Genomic DNA, 15263 nt, shown 5'->3' with positions numbered 1-15263 from the left:
CTCGCCCTCCAATGCAGGCGGCGCCCCCCACTCAGCGCTCCGGCGTGCCAAAACCCCCCCCCCCCCCCCCCCCCCCCCCCCCCCCCCCCCCCCCTACGCCCTACAACAGGCCCGTACCGAGCCTCGGTGCGAAGAGGTGCGCGGCCCTGTGTTCCGCCGCCAGCCAGGACGCACCCGCCCCCAACAGGCCCGACGCCGTGGCACGGGCGAGGGCCTGACGGTGTTCCGAGCACGGTTCGCAGCCGGGGGTCCAGTGCGGGATGTGCTCCAGGTGCATGTTCGAAAGGTGCCGGGCCAGCCGGGTGCGCGCGGCCCCGGCCGTGTCCCTCGGCCCGTCGGCCCCCGCGTGGACGTTCTGCACCAGCGCGTACAGCCGGACGCATTCCGCGCAGTCGGACATCCAGGCCGGGGTCGGCGGCCACTGGGTTGCGGGGCTGACGCCGTCGACACTCATGGGCCCACCTTAGTTGCAGGTCACGGCCGCACCGGCCGACGAGGCCGTGTCGCCGGGTCGGTACGGGGCTCACGGCCGCGCACGGCCGCGCGCGTCGGCCCGTCAGGCCTCGTACTCGGTCAGGTCGATGGTGTGCACCCGCAGCAGGTGCCCGTGCTCGGGCTGGGTCACGTCGCGGTCCTTCTCCATGCCCAGTTTGCGGATCACGTTGTCGGACTCGTCGTTGCCCACCCGGTTGATGGCGATGACCCGGTCCAGGCCCCGGTCCTGGAGCGCGAACTCCAACGTCGCGTGCGCGGCTTCGGAGGCGTAGCCCTGGCCCCAGAAGGGGCGGCCGAGCCGCCAGGTGATCGCCACCTCGTGCGCGAACTCCGGCAGGGTGTCCGGCACGGTCAGCCCCACGGCCCCGATCAGCTCTCCCGAGGCGAGCAGCTCGACGGCGAAGAGGCCGAAGCCCTCGTCGTCCCACTCCTCCTCCCAGCGCTCGATGTCCCCGGCGGTCTCGTCCAGGTCGCGGACGGATCCCTCGCCGATCCAGCGCATCACCTCCGGGTCGGCGTTGATCTCCGACAGCGGAACGAGGTCGTCGTCGTTCCAGCGGCGGAGGAGGAGTCGGGGGGTGCGGATCTCGGTCATGCCCCTCATCCTGCCGAACCTCGCCGGCCAGGGGTAATCGGCTCCCGCTCGGCTCCCGCCGATTCCCCTCGTTGCGGCCGTATTGCAGGTTCGTGGCCAAGCCGGGCGGGGCGTTCCCGTGCCCGGGTCCGTGGCCCTACCGTCCGTCGGAACGCACCGACGAAGGAGAGTCCCGCGCATGCCCCACGACCTCTCGGCCGAGAGCCGCTACGACCGCACCCGGCTGCGCCAGTGGGCCCGCGGGCGGGCCCGGTCCGCCGGCGTGGACCGCCGCGAGCTGCTGAGGCTCTTCGCCGCCGGGGTCGCCGCCGCCGGTCCGCTGGCCCTGTCGGCCGGCCCCGCCACCGCCGCGCCCACGAGGGCCACCGGCGCGCCCACCGCACCCGCGCCGGCCGCGGGGCTCCCGGGCGTGGTCAAGGCGCTGCCGCCCGAGCTGTTCACGCTGCGCGGCACCAATGCCGAGACGAAGTTCGCCGCCCTGCGCGGCACCGGCCAGCTGACCCCGGTCGACCGCTTCTTCGTCCGCAACCACACCGCCACCCCGCGCGTCGACGCCGACACGTGGACGCTGAAGGTCTGGGGCAGCGGGCTGCGCGGCGCGGCCGTGGAGTTCTCCTACGACCGGCTGCGCGCCCTGCCGGCCGTCGAGCGGACCCTGTTCATCGAGTGCGCGGGCAACGGCCGCAGCTTCTACACCACCCAGCAGGGCCAACAGGTCACCGGCACCGCGTGGACCCTCGGCGCGGTCGGCGTGGCGCACTGGCGCGGGGCGCGCCTCTCGGACGTACTGCGCCACGCGGGCGTGCGCGCGGACGCCGTCGACGTCCTGCCGCGCGGGCTGGACGACGAGGTCGTGACGAACGGGGTGAACCTGGGGCGGGTGCGGCGGCCGCTGCCCGTCTCGAAGGCGCTGGACGACGTCATCCTCGCGTACGAGATGAACGGGCGCCCGCTCCCGCCCGATCACGGCCACCCCGTGCGGGTCGTCGTCCCGGACTGGATCGGCATCTCCTCGATCAAGTGGGTCGGGGACATCGAGGTCAGTTCCACACCCCTCTACACGCCCTGGAACACCGACCTGTACCGCCTCTTCGGGCCCGACCAACCGCCGCAGGGCAGCGCCCCGCTCACCCGGCAGACCCTCAAGAGCGCCTTCGAGCTGGAGCTGGGCGCCACGGTGCCCGTGCACCGGACGCGGTTGCTGACCGGCCGTTCGTGGTCGGGCGCGGCGCCCGTGCGCCGGGTGGAGGTCAGCACCGACGGCGGTCACCACTGGCAGCGGGCCCGGCTGCACGATGCGCCGCGCCGGGGCAACTGGGTCCGCTGGTCGCTGCCGTGGACCCCGCGCACCACGGGTACGACCGCGCTCCTCGCCCGGGCCACCGACGCGACCGGTCGCACGCAGCCGGAGACCAGCGTGCACAACACGCAGGGGTACCTCTTCGACGCGGTCGTCCGGCACCCCGTGACCGTGGTCTGAACCTTTTGCCCGCGCAACTCTTGACGCTCTGTGTAAGGAGGAAATAATGACTCGGCCGACATGATCGGCTGAGTACACCAGGGGTGGGAAGATGCAGGTCAGTCAGGAATCGGCCGAAGACGTGCGCAGACGCGCACAGGAACTCGTACAGCTCGGGCGGCTGGGGGAGGCTCGCCAGGTTGCAAAGGCGTTCCTTGATGCGGACGGATCGGACCCGGGGGTGTTCCTGGCCCTCGGCGAGGCGCACGCCGCCGAGGACGACGACGAGCACGACGACCTCGCGGAGCGGGCGTACCAACGGGGCCTGGAGGACTTCCCGGATGACATCGGCCTCCTCGCCGCCTACGCGCGGCTCTGTCTGACCAGCGATGTCAACGAGCGGCCCCGGCGCTTCGACCGGGGACCGGCGCTCGCCGCGCGCGTGCGGGAACTGGCGCCGGATTCGGCCCACGTCGCGTCGCTGACCTCGGTGCGGCGCGGTCCCGGACAGAACCGGCCGCCGAAGGGCCCGTCGTCGTACCGCGTGCAGACCTACGACCTGCGGTGGGCACTGGGGCGCGCGACCGACCGGGCCACGGCCGTCGAGGAGTCCCGGGTCGCGGCCGCCGCGCACCCCGCCGACGTGCGCCGCCAGGTACTGGCGCACACGCTGGCCGCCTTCGAGCGTCCGGTGGCGGCGCGGCTCCTGCCGATCCTGCTGCGCCCCCGCGCGTACGGCCTCGTGCACGCGGCCTGCCTGATCGCGCTGCTCGTCGGCCGCGTCCTGGTCGGGGTCTCGGGAACGGCCGCCCTGGGCCTCACGCTGCTGGGCATCGTCGTGGTCGGCCTGCCGCGGATCGCGGTGCAGCGGGTGCTGCGCGGGGCGCGGCGCGGCGCGGGCCCGTGGCCCCGCGGCGACTTCGCCCCGGGCCTGGTCACCGACACTGCTTCCGCCAGCGGGTTGCCGCCCGTGCCGGCGTACACGCGCGGCGAACGCAACGCCGTCCTGCTCCCCTTGACACTGGTCCTCCTGACCGCCTTCGGCACGACGGTGTGGTCGGGCGTCCTCGCCCTGCGGTACCCGCGCTACGAGGTCGCGGCGCCGGCCACGCTGGCCGGCATGCCGTTGACCTCCGAGGGACCGCTCGCCGACATCGCCCGTACCGGCGCGTCCACCATGCCCGAGGAATCGTTCCACTTCGCCTTCGACCCGGTGGGTGACGGTGTCGAAGGGATCGCCGTCGCCGGTAGCGTCGGCGATCTGCACGACGCGCGGGCCGAGATGGTCGACCTCCCCCGGGTCTCCCTCGCCGGCTCGCCGGACGTCCACATCAACGCGGTCTGGCGCCCCGACCCCGGCGCCCTGGGCGGCTGGGTCCAGTGTCTCTCCTCCGAGACCGGGGGCGAGGTCATGCACCAGTGCGCGTGGGCCGACAAGGGCAGCCTCGGATACGTGGTCCTCCGTGGGCCCGCGCTGGATCGGGACCGGGTGAGCGACCTGGCCCGCACCGCCCGGGAAGCGGTGCTCCACCGCGTCGGCGACTGACGCGGTCCTCACCGGGGCCGTTCGACCCGGGAAGGCCCGAACGGCCCCGGCCGACCGGCGCGCCACGTGGTGTGACGCGTGCCGGTCGCACGGGGCCGTTCGGGCCGCAGGGGTGGTTCGGGCGGTTCCGCCGCTAGTGCGCGGCGACCGCCGCCTTGCCGCCGACCTGCGGGTTCTCCTTGAGCCAGGCGCGCACGGCGTCCTGCTCCTTGCCCTTGCCCGTTTCCTGGATCTTCGCCTCCAGGCCGGTGAGCTGCTTCTCCGTCAGCTTGAAGTCGCGCAGCCAGGAGGTCACCTCGGGCTCGTCCGTGGCGAAGCCCTTGCGGGCGAGGCTGTGGATGCCGTCGCCCTTGCCCCAGACGCCCTTGGGGTCCGCGAGCTTGGTCAGGTCGTAGGAGGCGTAGGCCCAGTGCGGCGACCAGAGCATGACCGCGACGGGTTCCTTCTTGTCGTAGGCCCGCTTGAGTTCCGCCAGCATGCCCGGGGTGGAACCGTCGACGACCTTGTACTCGCCGTCGAGGCCGTACTCCCCCAGCACCTTGCTCTTGAGCAGGCCCATCGCGCCCGCGCTCGGCTCGATGCCGATGATGCGGCCCTTGAACTCGGCCGACTTGCCCTTGAGGTCGGCGAGGGACTTGACGTCCTTCACGTAGGAGGGGACCGACAGCTCCAGGGAGGTCGGCCCGTACCAGGAGCCCAGGTCGTCGAGCTTGTTCCCGTACTTCGCCCAGTACTCGGCCTGGGTGATCGGCAGCCAGCCGTCGGTCTGGAAGTCGACCTGGCCGCCCGCGAGGCCGGTGAAGAGCGCGCCCAGTTCGAGCTGGCGCGCCTCCACCTGGAAGCCGCGCCGCTCCAGCAGCTCCTTCCACAGGAAGGTGGAGGCGATTCCCTCGTCCCACGGGATGTAGCCGATGCTGATCTTGCGGCCCTTGCCGATGTCGTCGGCCGCGTCGACGGTCGTGTGTCCCGGGCCGCCGAAGGCGTTCAGGCCGCCCGCGACCAGGGCCAGCACCACCGCGCCGGCCAGGGCGTGGACGGGCTGCGGACGGTGGTTCCACACCTTCTTCGGACCGCTCGCCAGGGCGAGGGCCTTCGCGAGGGTGCGGCGGCCGAGCGGCGAGACCTGCCGGCCGAGCGCGCCGGTCATCCGGTCCAGGTACATGGCGAGGATGACGATGGAGATGCCCGCCTCGAAACCGAGGCCGATGTCGATGTTGCCGATGGCGCGGTAGACCGCGCCGCCCAGGCCGCCGCCGCCGACCATGCCCGCGATCACGACCATCGACAGGCTCAGCATGATCACCTGGTTGATGCCCGCCATGATCGTGGGCAGGGCGAGCGGGAGCTGGACCTTGACGAGCGTGTTGCGGGGGGTGGTGCCGAAGGCGTCGGCGGCCTCCACGAGCTCCCCGTCGACCTGGCGGATGCCGAGTTCGGTCATCCGTACGCCGGGCGGCAGCGAGAAGACGATGGTGGCGATGATGCCGGGGACCACGCCCACGCCGAAGAAGATGATGCCGGGGATCAGGTAGACCATGGCGGGCATGGTCTGCATGAAGTCCAGCACCGGACGCAGGACGCCGCTCACGCGCGTGGAGCGGGAGGCCCAGATGCCCAGCGGGACCGCGATGACGAGGGTCACCAGCGTCGCGACGAGCACCAGGGACAGCGTGGACATCGCCTCGTCCCACAGCTGCACGGAGTCGATGAGGGCGAGGCCCGCGAAAGCGAGCAGCCCGGCGAGCAGTCCGCGCAGCCACCAGGCGGCGACGGCGAGGATGCCGGCGAAGAGCAGCGGGTGCGGGAAGGACAGGACGGCGTCGAAGCCGTCGTACAGGCCCGTGACGACGGCGCTGATCGCGTCGAACAGCCAGGACAGGTGGCTCTGGAGGAAGTCGACCGCGTGGTCGACCCACACGCCGAGGTGGAGGCGGGGCATCAGACGGACACCTCCTTCTTGCGCTCCGGGTGCTGGCGCGGCACGGCGGCGCGGTCGCAGCGCAGCGGCGCGCGCTGCTCGTCGCCGATGAAGGCGACCAGCCGGGACTGCGGTACGCGGCCCAGCACGACGCCGTCGGCGTCCGTGACGGCGACGGGGTGCGGCACCCGGGCACTGACCGCGCACAGCTCGGCGAGCGGGGTGTCGGCGCTGACGGTGGGGCAGTCGCAGGCGCGGTCCTCGGCGCCGTCGGAGCGGCCGGGGTCGGTCATCACGGCGTCGGCCGTGAGCACGCGGGAGCGGTCCACGTCCTGGATGAAGGAGGCGACGTAGTCGTCGGCGGGCCGCATCAGGATGTCCTCCGCGGTGCCGAGCTGGACGATCCGCCCGTTGCGCATCACGGCTATGGAGTCGCCGAGGCGCATCGCTTCGTTCAGGTCGTGGGTGATGAAGACGATGGTCTTCTTCAGCCGGTGCTGGATCTCCAGGAGCTGGTCCTGCATGTCGCGCCGGATCAGCGGGTCGAGCGCGCTGAAGGACTCGTCCATCAGCAGCAGGTCCGCGTCGGTGGCCAGGGCGCGGGCGAGGCCGACGCGCTGCTGCATGCCGCCGGAGAGTTCGTCGGGCCAGGAGCGCTCCCAGCCGGCCAGGCCGCACAGCTCCAGGGCCTCGGTGGCCCGGCGCTCGCGCTCGGCCCGGGACACGCCCTGGACTTCGAGGCCGTAAGCGGCGTTCTCCAGCACGTCGCGGTGCGGGAACAGCGCGAAGTGCTGGAAGACCATGCTGATCTTCGTGGAGCGTACGTGGCGCAGCTCACCCGGGGTGAGCGCCGTGAGGTCCTGGCCATCGTAGAGGACGCGCCCGGAGGTCGGTTCGAGCAGCCCGTTCAGCATGCGCAGCAGCGTGGACTTCCCGGAACCGGAGAGACCCATGACGACGAAGATCTGGCCCGGCTCGACACTGAAGGAGGCGTCGATCACCGCTGCCGTCGTACCGTCGGCGCGCAGGTCGTCGCGGTCGGCGCCGCCCTCCAGGGAGCGCACCGCTTCCTCGGGTCGTCTTCCGAACACTTTGTAGACGTGCTCGGTCTGGAGCCTGGACACATGTACCTCGCGGGTCGTAGTGAGCACGGCGTGCCGGTCCGAAGGCCGGCGGCCGTGGAGCGATGCGGGATCCGCCCGCGTCGTCCCGGTCCGGCAGACAGCACCGGACCGGGGTTCGCTCAAGAGGCGCAAATGCCCCATCGACGAATGAACAAACGCAAAGGTGATCCAGTTCACGTTTGAGGCACATGGGGCCCGTCGCGCGTCAAGAGCCCGGCGCCGGGTACACGCGCGCCATGACACGGACCAGGAAGTGGAGTTGGGGCGCGCAGCCCTCGGACGGACCCCACGGGGAGCCGAAAGTACGATCGTTGCGGCATCTCATCATGCGGACAGTCCTGATGCTCCTGGCGTTTGCCGGGCTGGTCGCGTTCAGCGTGCTGCTGGCCCGCCTCACCCTGGAGCCCTCGGCGGCGTCGCAGGACCTCGTCCACAGCAATCTGCGGCCCGGCAGCTCGATCCGCGCGTACATCGACCACGGCACCGTGCGGGAGGCGGCCCGCCAGCTCGGCGGGAACCTCCTCCTCGGCGTCCCCTTCGGCGTGCTGCTGCCGGTGCTGCTCCCCCGGGCCAGGGGGGCGGTGCGCGTGGTGGTGGCCACCGCGGCCGTGATGATCCTGGTGGAACTGGTCCAGGGCGCCCTCGTCACCGGGAGGACCTTCGACATCGACGACGTGATCCTCAACACGTCCGGCGCACTGCTCGGCTACCTGCTGCTCGGGCGGCGGCTCGGCCGGGCGGTCCATCCGCGGCGAAGGCACTGGTGGCACCGGTGGTACCCGCGACCGGAGCGGACGACGGACGCGGCGGCCGGGACCGGGGCCGGTGCGAGGGCAGAGGCGGAGGCAGGGGTGAAGGCGCGGGCGAAGGCAGAGCCAGAGGCGAAGGCGGAGGTCGGATCGCGGGAACAGGAGGAGGAACGGACCACCGCGCGGCCGATGCGTCGCCACGGCCTGCGCCGGGTCCGGCGGTCCTGACCGGGCGCCGCGCCGGCGCGGCGGAGGTCACCGGGGGGCGGCTCCCTCCGGCCCCCCGACCACGAGGACCTCGCCGACCCGCTCGGTGACGGCGGCCGCCTCCTCGGGCGGCAGGACGTCGGTGACCAGCACGTCGATCTGGTCGAGGGTGGCGAAGGTGGTGAGCCCGACCGTCGTCCACTTGGTGCGGTCGGCGAGCACCACGGTCCGGCGGGCCGCGCGCAGGAAGGTCCGGTTGGTCTCGGCCTCGGCGAGGTTGGGGGTGGTCAGACCGGTCGAGGTGCCCAGCCCGTGACAGCCGAGGAAGAGCACGTCCACGTGCAGGGAGCGGATGGCCCGGTCGGCCACCGGCCCGACGAGCGCGTCGGAGGGCGTGCGGATGCCACCGGTCAGCAGCACCGTGGCGCCGCTCGCACCGCCGCCGAGCCGCGCCGCCTCGAAGACCTCCGCGGTCCGGATCGAATTGGTGACCACGGTCAGGCCCGGGATCTCGGTGAGCTCCCGGGCCAACGCGTGGGTGGTGGTCCCCGCCGACAGCGCGACGGCCGACCCCGGTGCCACCAGGGCTGCCGCGGCCCGTGCGATCGAGCCCTTCGCGGCCCGTTCCCACCCGGACTTCGCGTCGAAACCGGGTTCGTGGCTACTGGGTTCACCGCCGAGGACGGCCCCGCCGTGCACCTTCTGGAGCAGGCCGTCGCGGGCGAGGGCGTCCAGGTCACGACGTACGGTCATGTCGGAGACGTTCAGGGAGCGGGTCAGCTCGTTCACCCGGACACCGCCCCGGCGGCGCACCTCCTCCAGGATGTGCGCGCGACGCTGATGGGCCAGCAGACTGCCGGGCTCGGCCATCCTGCGACTCCTCTCCTCGGGGACGTGCGCCCCGGTCAGGGAGAGCATCCTGACGACCTGCCCGGACGTCAACACATTCCAACACAACCACGCGGGGCGGGCGTTGGCCTCCGGTGCACGCTGTATTGACATGCTCACGAAACGGCAGTGTGATGTGGGCCGTCCCGTTGGGTTCCGTTCGATCCTGGTGATTTCTCCCCGTCGAAGGCACAGCAACCACCTCGATCGCCCGTAAGCCGCCGGGACGCGTCCGCGCACACGACCTCGTCCCCAGGAGCCGTCCGTGCACTCGTCGCCCCCGTCACCCCGATTACGCCGCCCGCTCGCCCGACTGCGCCGCGCCGTCGCGGCCCTGTCGGCGCTGCCGCTCCTGGTGCCCGCGGCGGGCACCGTCGCACTGGCCGGGGCCGTGGTGGTCACCGCCGCCCCGCCGGCCGCCGCCCTCCCCGACGGCCAGGCGCTCACGCCGCCCATGGGGTTCAACAACTGGAACTCCACCCACTGCCGGGCCGAATTCAACGAGAGCATGGTCAAGGGCATCGCCGACCTGTTCGTCGCCAAGGGACTCAAGGCCGCCGGCTACCAGTACGTCAACCTCGACGACTGCTGGGCACTGCCGAACCGGAACGCCCAGGGCGACCTGGTCGCCGATCCGGTCCGCTTCCCGAACGGCATCAAGGCCGTCGCCGACTACGTCCACGGCAAGGGGCTGAAGTTCGGCATCTACACCAGCGCCGGGACCAAGACCTGCGACACGGCGGGCTTCCCGGGGGGTCTGGGGCACGAGCAGCAGGACGCGAACCTCTTCGCCTCCTTCGGGGTCGACTACCTCAAGTACGACAACTGCAACAACCAGGGCGTGGACGCCAAGAAGCGGTACACCGCGATGCGCGACGCGCTCCGCAACACCGGGCGGCCCATCGTGTTCTCGCTCTGCGAATGGGGCCAGAACCAACCGTGGAACTGGGCGGCCGACGTCGGCCACCTGTGGCGCACCACGGGTGACATCGGCGACAGCTGGTCCTCGATGATCAACATCGCGCACGCCAACCAGGGTCTCGCGCAGTACGCCGGGCCCGGCCATTGGAACGACCCCGACATGCTGGAGGTCGGCAACGGCGGGATGACCGCCGTCGAGTACCGGACCCACTTCAGCCTCTGGTCGATGATGGCCGCACCGCTCCTGATCGGCAGCGACCTGCGCAAGGCGAGCGCCGAGACCCTCGCGACGCTGTCCAACGCCGACGTCATCGCGCTGGACCAGGACCCGCTGGGTCGTCAGGGCACCGTGGTCTCGGCCAGCGGGGGCCTGGTGGTCATGGTGAAGGAGCTGCAGAACGGCGACCGGGCCGTCTCCTTGACCAACGAGACCGGGTCCACCGCCACGGTGTCCACCACCATGGACGCCCTGGGCATCGGGGGCCGTGCGCCGTACTCCCTCAAGGACCTGTGGACCAAGGCCACTTCGACCACCGACGGTCCCGGCCTGAGCGCCTCGGTCCCCCCGCACGCGACCACGGTCTACCGGATCTCCCCCAGCGCGCTCCCCCTCCCGCCCGCGGGCACCTCGGCGCTCTCCGACCTGCACTGGACCGGCGCTTCCAATGGTTGGGGCCCGGTGGAGCTGGACCGCAGCAACGGGGAGCAGGCCGCCGGTGACGGTCGCACGCTCACCGTGGGCGGCGTGACGTACCCCAAGGGCCTGGGCGTCCACGCGGCCAGCACCGTGACCTACCACCTGGGCGGCCGGTGCAGCACGCTCACGGTGGACGTGGGCGTCGACGACGAGAAGGGCAGCAACGGCTCGGTGGTCTTCCAGGTCTACCGGGACGCCGTCGAGGTGGCCGACAGCGGTCTGCTCACCACCGCGGACAGCGCCCGCAAGCTGACCGCCGATCTCACCGGCGGCCAGACCTTGAAGCTCGTCGTGACCGACGGCGGCAACGGCATCAACTCGGACCACGCGGACTGGGCCGCGCCCCGGCTCACCTGCAACTGACCCACTCGACACGGGAGTCACCGATCATGCAGCCGTCCCGCCCGTCCCGCCCGTTCCCCCCGATCCGTACGGTCCCCCGCGCCGCGGCCCTCGCCGCCGTCCTCGCGCTCGCCCTCGCCCTGGGGGCCTGCTCCTCCGGGAAACCCTCCGGCGGGGCGGGTGGCAAGGCACCGGCCGACGGCCCGATATCCATCGCCTACCTCCAGAAGCAGGGCGACCAGGAGTACTTCGTCTCCGAAGCCGCGGGCGCGCGGCGCAAGGCCGACGAACTGGGCATCGAACTCAGGGTGGTCAATCTCGGCAACGACGCCTCCAAGACCATCACGGAGGTGAAGTCGGCGGCCGCGCAGAAGAACCGGGGCATCATCATCGTGGTGCCGGAGTCGGCCGTCGGACCGCAGGTCGTCGCGGAGGCGAAGAACGCCGGTATCGCACTGCTGACTTCGGACGACCAGGTCTGCGCGAACGGTCCGAAGCCCGCCGACTGCGCCGCCGCGGACCTGGTGCCCCGGGTCGGCTTCTCCGGCCTGCAGATGGGCAACGAGGTCGGCAAGCGCGCCGCCGCCGAGTTCCTCAAAGCGGGCTGGAGCCCCGCCGACTCCCGGATCATCTACGCCTGGAAGCAGGACACCACCGTCTGCACCGACCGGGTGAAGGGTGCCAAGGCCGCGTGGAAGGATGCCGGCGGCCCCGAGGTGCAGGCCGTCGAGGTCGGTACGGACAACACCCCGGCCGGTGCCCAGGCGAAGGTCGAGGCCACCGTGACCGCCAACCAGAGCGTCCGGCACTGGGTGGTCATGGGGTGCAACGACGAGAACGTCGCGGGTGGGGTCAAGGGCCTGGCCAACGCCGGAGTGAAGGGCGCGGACGTCATCGGCATCGGCCTCGGCGCCTACCTGGCCTGCAAGGACTGGCAGGCGGGCGCCGACAACGGAATGAAGGCCGCGCTCTACATCCCCGGCGACGAGGTCGGGAAGCTGGCCGTCCAGGCGATGTACGACAAGCTCAAGAACGGCAAGGAGTTCGCCCCGGAGTCCTTCGCCCCGACCCGCATGGTGGACGCGAGCAACTGGAAGGACGCCGGCTTCGGATGCAAGTGAGGAGCGGATCGGTGACGGGACGCGGCGCACGGGGCACGGTCCACGGGGAGAGCGGTGGTGGGTGCGGGTGACGCGGAGGGATGAGGCTGCGCACGGGCCCGACCCGGCGGGCGGCCTGGGCGTGCGGGACATCGTCAAGAGCTACGGCGGGGTGCGGGCCCTGGCCGGGGTGAGCCTGGACTTCCCGGCGGGCACCGTGACCGCGCTCATGGGTGAGAACGGGGCGGGCAAGTCGACCCTGCTCAAGATCATCTGCGGCGACCAGGGCGCCGACTCGGGCACGGTACGGCTCGACGGCGCCCCCTTGCGCCTGCACTCCCCCGCCGACGCCCGGGCGGCCGGGATCCGGTTCATCCCGCAGGAGCCGGAGATCGTCCCGCACCTCGGCGTCGCGGAGAACGTCTACCTCGGCGCCCTGCCGACCCGCGCCGGGCGCCGCTTCGACCGGCCCGGCCTGCGCCGGCGGCTCGAAGCCGACCTGCGCCGGATCGGCTTCGCCGAGGTGCTCGACGCCGATGCCCTGGGCGCCGATCTCACAGCGGCGCAACGCCAGTTGGTGGAGATCCTGCGGGCCCTGACCGGCGAGGCGAAGGTCATCGCCTTCGACGAGCCGACCTCCTCCCTGTCGGAGCACGAGGTGGCCGCCCTCTTCGCGCTCATCCGACGGCTGCGCGCGGACGGCCTGGCAGTGGTGTACGTCTCCCACCGGATGCGGGAGATCTTCCAACTCGCCGACCGGGTCGCGGTGTTGCGCGACGGCGCGCTGGTCGACGTAAGGAACGCGGCGGACACCGACGAGGGCGAGATCGTACGGATGATGGTGGGCCGGAAGCTGTCCGCCCTCTTCGCCCGCGCGCACGCGGCCACCGACCGGGTCGTCCTCGACGTCCGGGGCGTGCACACCGACGACGTCCACGGGATCGACCTCCAGGTCCGGGCCGGGGAAGTGGTGGCGCTCGCGGGGCTCGTCGGCGCCGGCCGCTCCGAACTGGCCCGGGCCCTCGTCGGCGACCTCCCCCTGCGCGGCGGCACGGTCAGCGTCGACGGCCGCGCCCTGCGACTACGACGCCCCTCCGACGCGGTGCGCGCCGGGATCGGGCTCGCGCCCGAGGAACGCAAGGCGCAGGCGCTCTTCATGGACCGGTCGGTGCGGGACAACACCACGCTGGCGGTGCTGGGTCCGCTCAGCCGCCTGAGGTTCGTCCGCCGGCGTGCGGAGCGGCGGCTCGCCCGTGAGTTCACCGATCGGCTGCGGGTGCGCGCCCCCTCCATCGAGCACCCGGTGCGGGAGCTCTCCGGCGGCAACCAGCAGAAGGTGGTGCTCGCCCGCTGGCTGGCGCGCCGGCCGAAGGTGCTGGTCCTCGACGAACCGACCCGCGGGATCGACGTCGGTGCCAAGGCCGAGATCTACCGGATCATCGCGGACCTCGCGCAGGCGGGTGTCGCCCTCCTGGTCATCTCCTCGGAACTGCCGGAGGTCCTGGGCCTGGCGGACCGGGTGGTGGTCATGCAGGGCGGCCGGATCACGGGCGAGTTGAGCCGGGCCGAGGCCACCGAGGAGCGGGTCCTCGCACTCGCCATGGCCGACGACCTGACCCCGGCCGCGGGCCCGGCCGCGGGCGCGGGGTACGGCACGCACGGCGCCGCGCACGACCGTACGGACGACAGCGAGGGACGGACATGACGACGACGAAGACGGCGCCCCCGAAGGAACCCGACGGCTCCGGGACCGGAACCGAAGACGCCCGGGAGCTGCCCGCCCCGCGGCCGCCGACCCGCGCGGCGGCCTGGCTCCGCGCGGTCGGCGGCCAGAACGTCGGCCTGATCGGCGGCCTGGTGCTGGTCACGACCCTCTTCGGGTCCCTCAACCCCGCCTACCTCACCTGGGCCAACATCAAGGTGATCGGCGACGCGGTCACCATCTCGGGGCTGCTGGCCCTGGTCCAGACGGTGGTCATCATCTGCGGCGCCCTCGACATCTCCGTCGGGTCCCAGGTCGGCGTCGCCTCCGTCGTCTCCGCGATGGTGTTCACCTCGACGGGCTCCAACGCCCTGCTCGGCATCGGCGCGGCGCTCGGCGTCGGCCTGCTCGCCGGTCTGGTCAACGGCGCCGTGATCGTCTACGGGCGGATCAACCCGGTGATCGCGACCCTGGCCACCCTGGCCGTGTACAAGGGGATCGCCCAACTGCTCTCGAAGGGCGCGGCGCAGGGCTACGTCAGCAACGACGACGTCTTCGTCTTCCTCGCGAACGGGTCGGTCCTCGGCATACCCGTGCTGCTGTGGGTGCTGGCCCTGGTGACCGTGTGCATCCACCTGCTGCTCGGGTACACGGACATCGGCCGCAACGTCTACGCGATCGGCGGCAACGACACCGCGGCCCGACTGGCCGGGATCCACATCAACAAGTACCTGATCGCGGTCTACGGCCTGGCGGGCGTGGTGGCCGCGCTGGCCGGCGTGCTGCTGACCGCCCGCACCGGCTTCGGCCACCCGGTCTCGGGCAGCGAGGGCCTGGAGCTCAAGGCGATCACGGCGGCCGCCCTGGGCGGCTGCCTGCTGACCGGCGGCCGCGGCGGCGTCGGCGGCACCCTGCTGGCGATCACCCTGCTGGGCGCCCTGGACAACGGCCTGACCGTCGAGGGCGTCAACCCCTTCTGGCAGAACGTCGCCCAGGGCACCCTCCTGGTCGCGGCCGTGGTCATCCAAAAACGCCGCGCCCACGAACGCGCGGTGGGCCTGCCGACCTAACGGAGTCCTACTAAGGACTGTCCCGTAAGTGATCTTTGGCGTGGCCGGGGTGCGGTCGGCCGTTGCGGGGCCTGTCGTCTATCCGGCGAGGTCGAGGTTGTGCACCACGACGAGTGCTCGGCCACTGTGCGGTCGCGGGTGGGCACCAGGGTGCCGTCCACGATCAGCACAGCGTCCTTCGTGAACCGCCGACGCGGCTGGCGGGCGAGCCTGGGGCCGAGCCGGTCCATGACGCGGTCAGCTGCGGACTTCGAGACGCCGAACAGAACTCGGCCCTCCAACGGTAGGCTCCACGGCCAGCCTCTACGGGCCGCGTCCGCGCCCTCGCGGCGCAGTGCGCTCACCATCTCGGTGAAGCATCACGGGCTCAGCCCCGTGAAGGGACCTGTCCAAGACGGCTCCGACGCCGTGATCACACCAGCCACGGAAAGATCACCCCTGCCGTGAGCG

General features: G+C 72.1%; 12 protein-coding genes and 1 pseudogene. 7 read left to right on the top strand and 6 right to left on the bottom strand.

Features of this window, described 5'->3' with window-relative positions:
* Positions 1-100: 100 nt before the first annotated feature.
* A complete protein-coding gene (locus ACZ4UB_RS11780; protein ID WP_468069980.1) occupies positions 101-454 on the bottom strand; it encodes a hypothetical protein in 354 nt (117 codons plus the stop codon).
* Between the two features lie 102 nt (positions 455-556).
* Complete coding sequence (locus ACZ4UB_RS11775) at positions 557-1090, bottom strand: GNAT family N-acetyltransferase (RefSeq protein WP_468069979.1); 534 nt, start codon at positions 1088-1090, stop codon at positions 557-559.
* Between the two features lie 178 nt (positions 1091-1268).
* Between ACZ4UB_RS11775 and ACZ4UB_RS11770 the strand changes: the two genes are divergently transcribed.
* Both ACZ4UB_RS11770 and ACZ4UB_RS11765 read left to right on the top strand, forming a co-directional pair.
* Positions 1269-2570: a sulfite oxidase gene (locus tag ACZ4UB_RS11770; RefSeq protein WP_468069978.1), complete on the top strand. Its 1302-nt coding sequence runs from the start codon at positions 1269-1271 to the stop codon at positions 2568-2570.
* A 121-nt stretch (positions 2571-2691) separates the two neighbouring features.
* Positions 2692-4095, top strand: a complete 1404-nt coding sequence (locus tag ACZ4UB_RS11765) for a hypothetical protein (RefSeq protein ID WP_468069977.1) — start codon at positions 2692-2694, stop codon at positions 4093-4095.
* A 133-nt stretch (positions 4096-4228) separates the two neighbouring features.
* On the opposite strand, the gene ACZ4UB_RS11760 is transcribed toward ACZ4UB_RS11765, so the two are convergent.
* Positions 4229-6034 carry an ABC transporter permease/substrate binding protein gene (locus ACZ4UB_RS11760; RefSeq protein ID WP_468069976.1) on the bottom strand — a complete coding sequence of 602 codons (1806 nt, stop codon included), beginning with the start codon at positions 6032-6034 and terminating at the stop codon, positions 4229-4231.
* Positions 6034-7137, bottom strand: a complete 1104-nt coding sequence (locus tag ACZ4UB_RS11755) for a quaternary amine ABC transporter ATP-binding protein (protein ID WP_468069975.1) — start codon at positions 7135-7137, stop codon at positions 6034-6036. The genes ACZ4UB_RS11760 and ACZ4UB_RS11755 overlap by 1 nt, the downstream gene beginning before the upstream one ends.
* 326 nt (positions 7138-7463) lie before the next feature.
* On the opposite strand from ACZ4UB_RS11755, the gene ACZ4UB_RS11750 reads away from it, so the two are divergent.
* Positions 7464-8114, top strand: a complete 651-nt coding sequence (locus ACZ4UB_RS11750) for a VanZ family protein (RefSeq protein ID WP_468069974.1) — start codon at positions 7464-7466, stop codon at positions 8112-8114.
* Positions 8115-8141: 27 nt separating this feature from the next.
* Here ACZ4UB_RS11750 and ACZ4UB_RS11745 read toward each other — a convergent pair whose 3' ends face one another.
* A complete protein-coding gene (locus tag ACZ4UB_RS11745) occupies positions 8142-8963 on the bottom strand; it encodes a DeoR/GlpR family DNA-binding transcription regulator (protein WP_468070157.1) in 822 nt (273 codons plus the stop codon).
* Positions 8964-9435: 472 nt separating this feature from the next.
* Between ACZ4UB_RS11745 and ACZ4UB_RS11740 the strand changes: the two genes are divergently transcribed.
* From ACZ4UB_RS11740 to ACZ4UB_RS11725, 4 genes are all read left to right on the top strand, one after another.
* The gene (locus ACZ4UB_RS11740; RefSeq protein ID WP_468070156.1) at positions 9436-10962 is read left to right on the top strand and encodes an NPCBM/NEW2 domain-containing protein; all 1527 of its coding nucleotides are present in this window, start codon (positions 9436-9438) and stop codon (positions 10960-10962) included.
* Positions 10963-10988: 26 nt separating this feature from the next.
* Positions 10989-12062, top strand: a complete 1074-nt coding sequence (locus ACZ4UB_RS11735) for a substrate-binding domain-containing protein (RefSeq protein WP_468069973.1) — start codon at positions 10989-10991, stop codon at positions 12060-12062.
* Positions 12063-12123: 61 nt separating this feature from the next.
* Complete coding sequence (locus ACZ4UB_RS11730; protein ID WP_468069972.1) at positions 12124-13746, top strand: sugar ABC transporter ATP-binding protein; 1623 nt, start codon at positions 12124-12126, stop codon at positions 13744-13746.
* The gene (locus ACZ4UB_RS11725) at positions 13743-14813 is read left to right on the top strand and encodes an ABC transporter permease (protein ID WP_468069971.1); all 1071 of its coding nucleotides are present in this window, start codon (positions 13743-13745) and stop codon (positions 14811-14813) included. The genes ACZ4UB_RS11730 and ACZ4UB_RS11725 overlap by 4 nt, the downstream gene beginning before the upstream one ends.
* A gap of 86 nt (positions 14814-14899) precedes the next feature.
* On the opposite strand, the pseudogene ACZ4UB_RS11720 reads toward ACZ4UB_RS11725, so the two are convergent.
* Positions 14900-15238 (bottom strand): annotated as a pseudogene (locus ACZ4UB_RS11720) (IS5/IS1182 family transposase); the annotation flags it as partial.
* Between the last annotated feature and the right edge of the window lie 25 nt (positions 15239-15263).

The sequence above is a fragment of the Streptomyces sp. NPDC028419 genome (assembly GCF_055565515.1).
The sequence above is the reverse complement of the archived record's forward strand: the minus strand, read 5'-3'. Positions and strand labels throughout refer to the sequence as shown.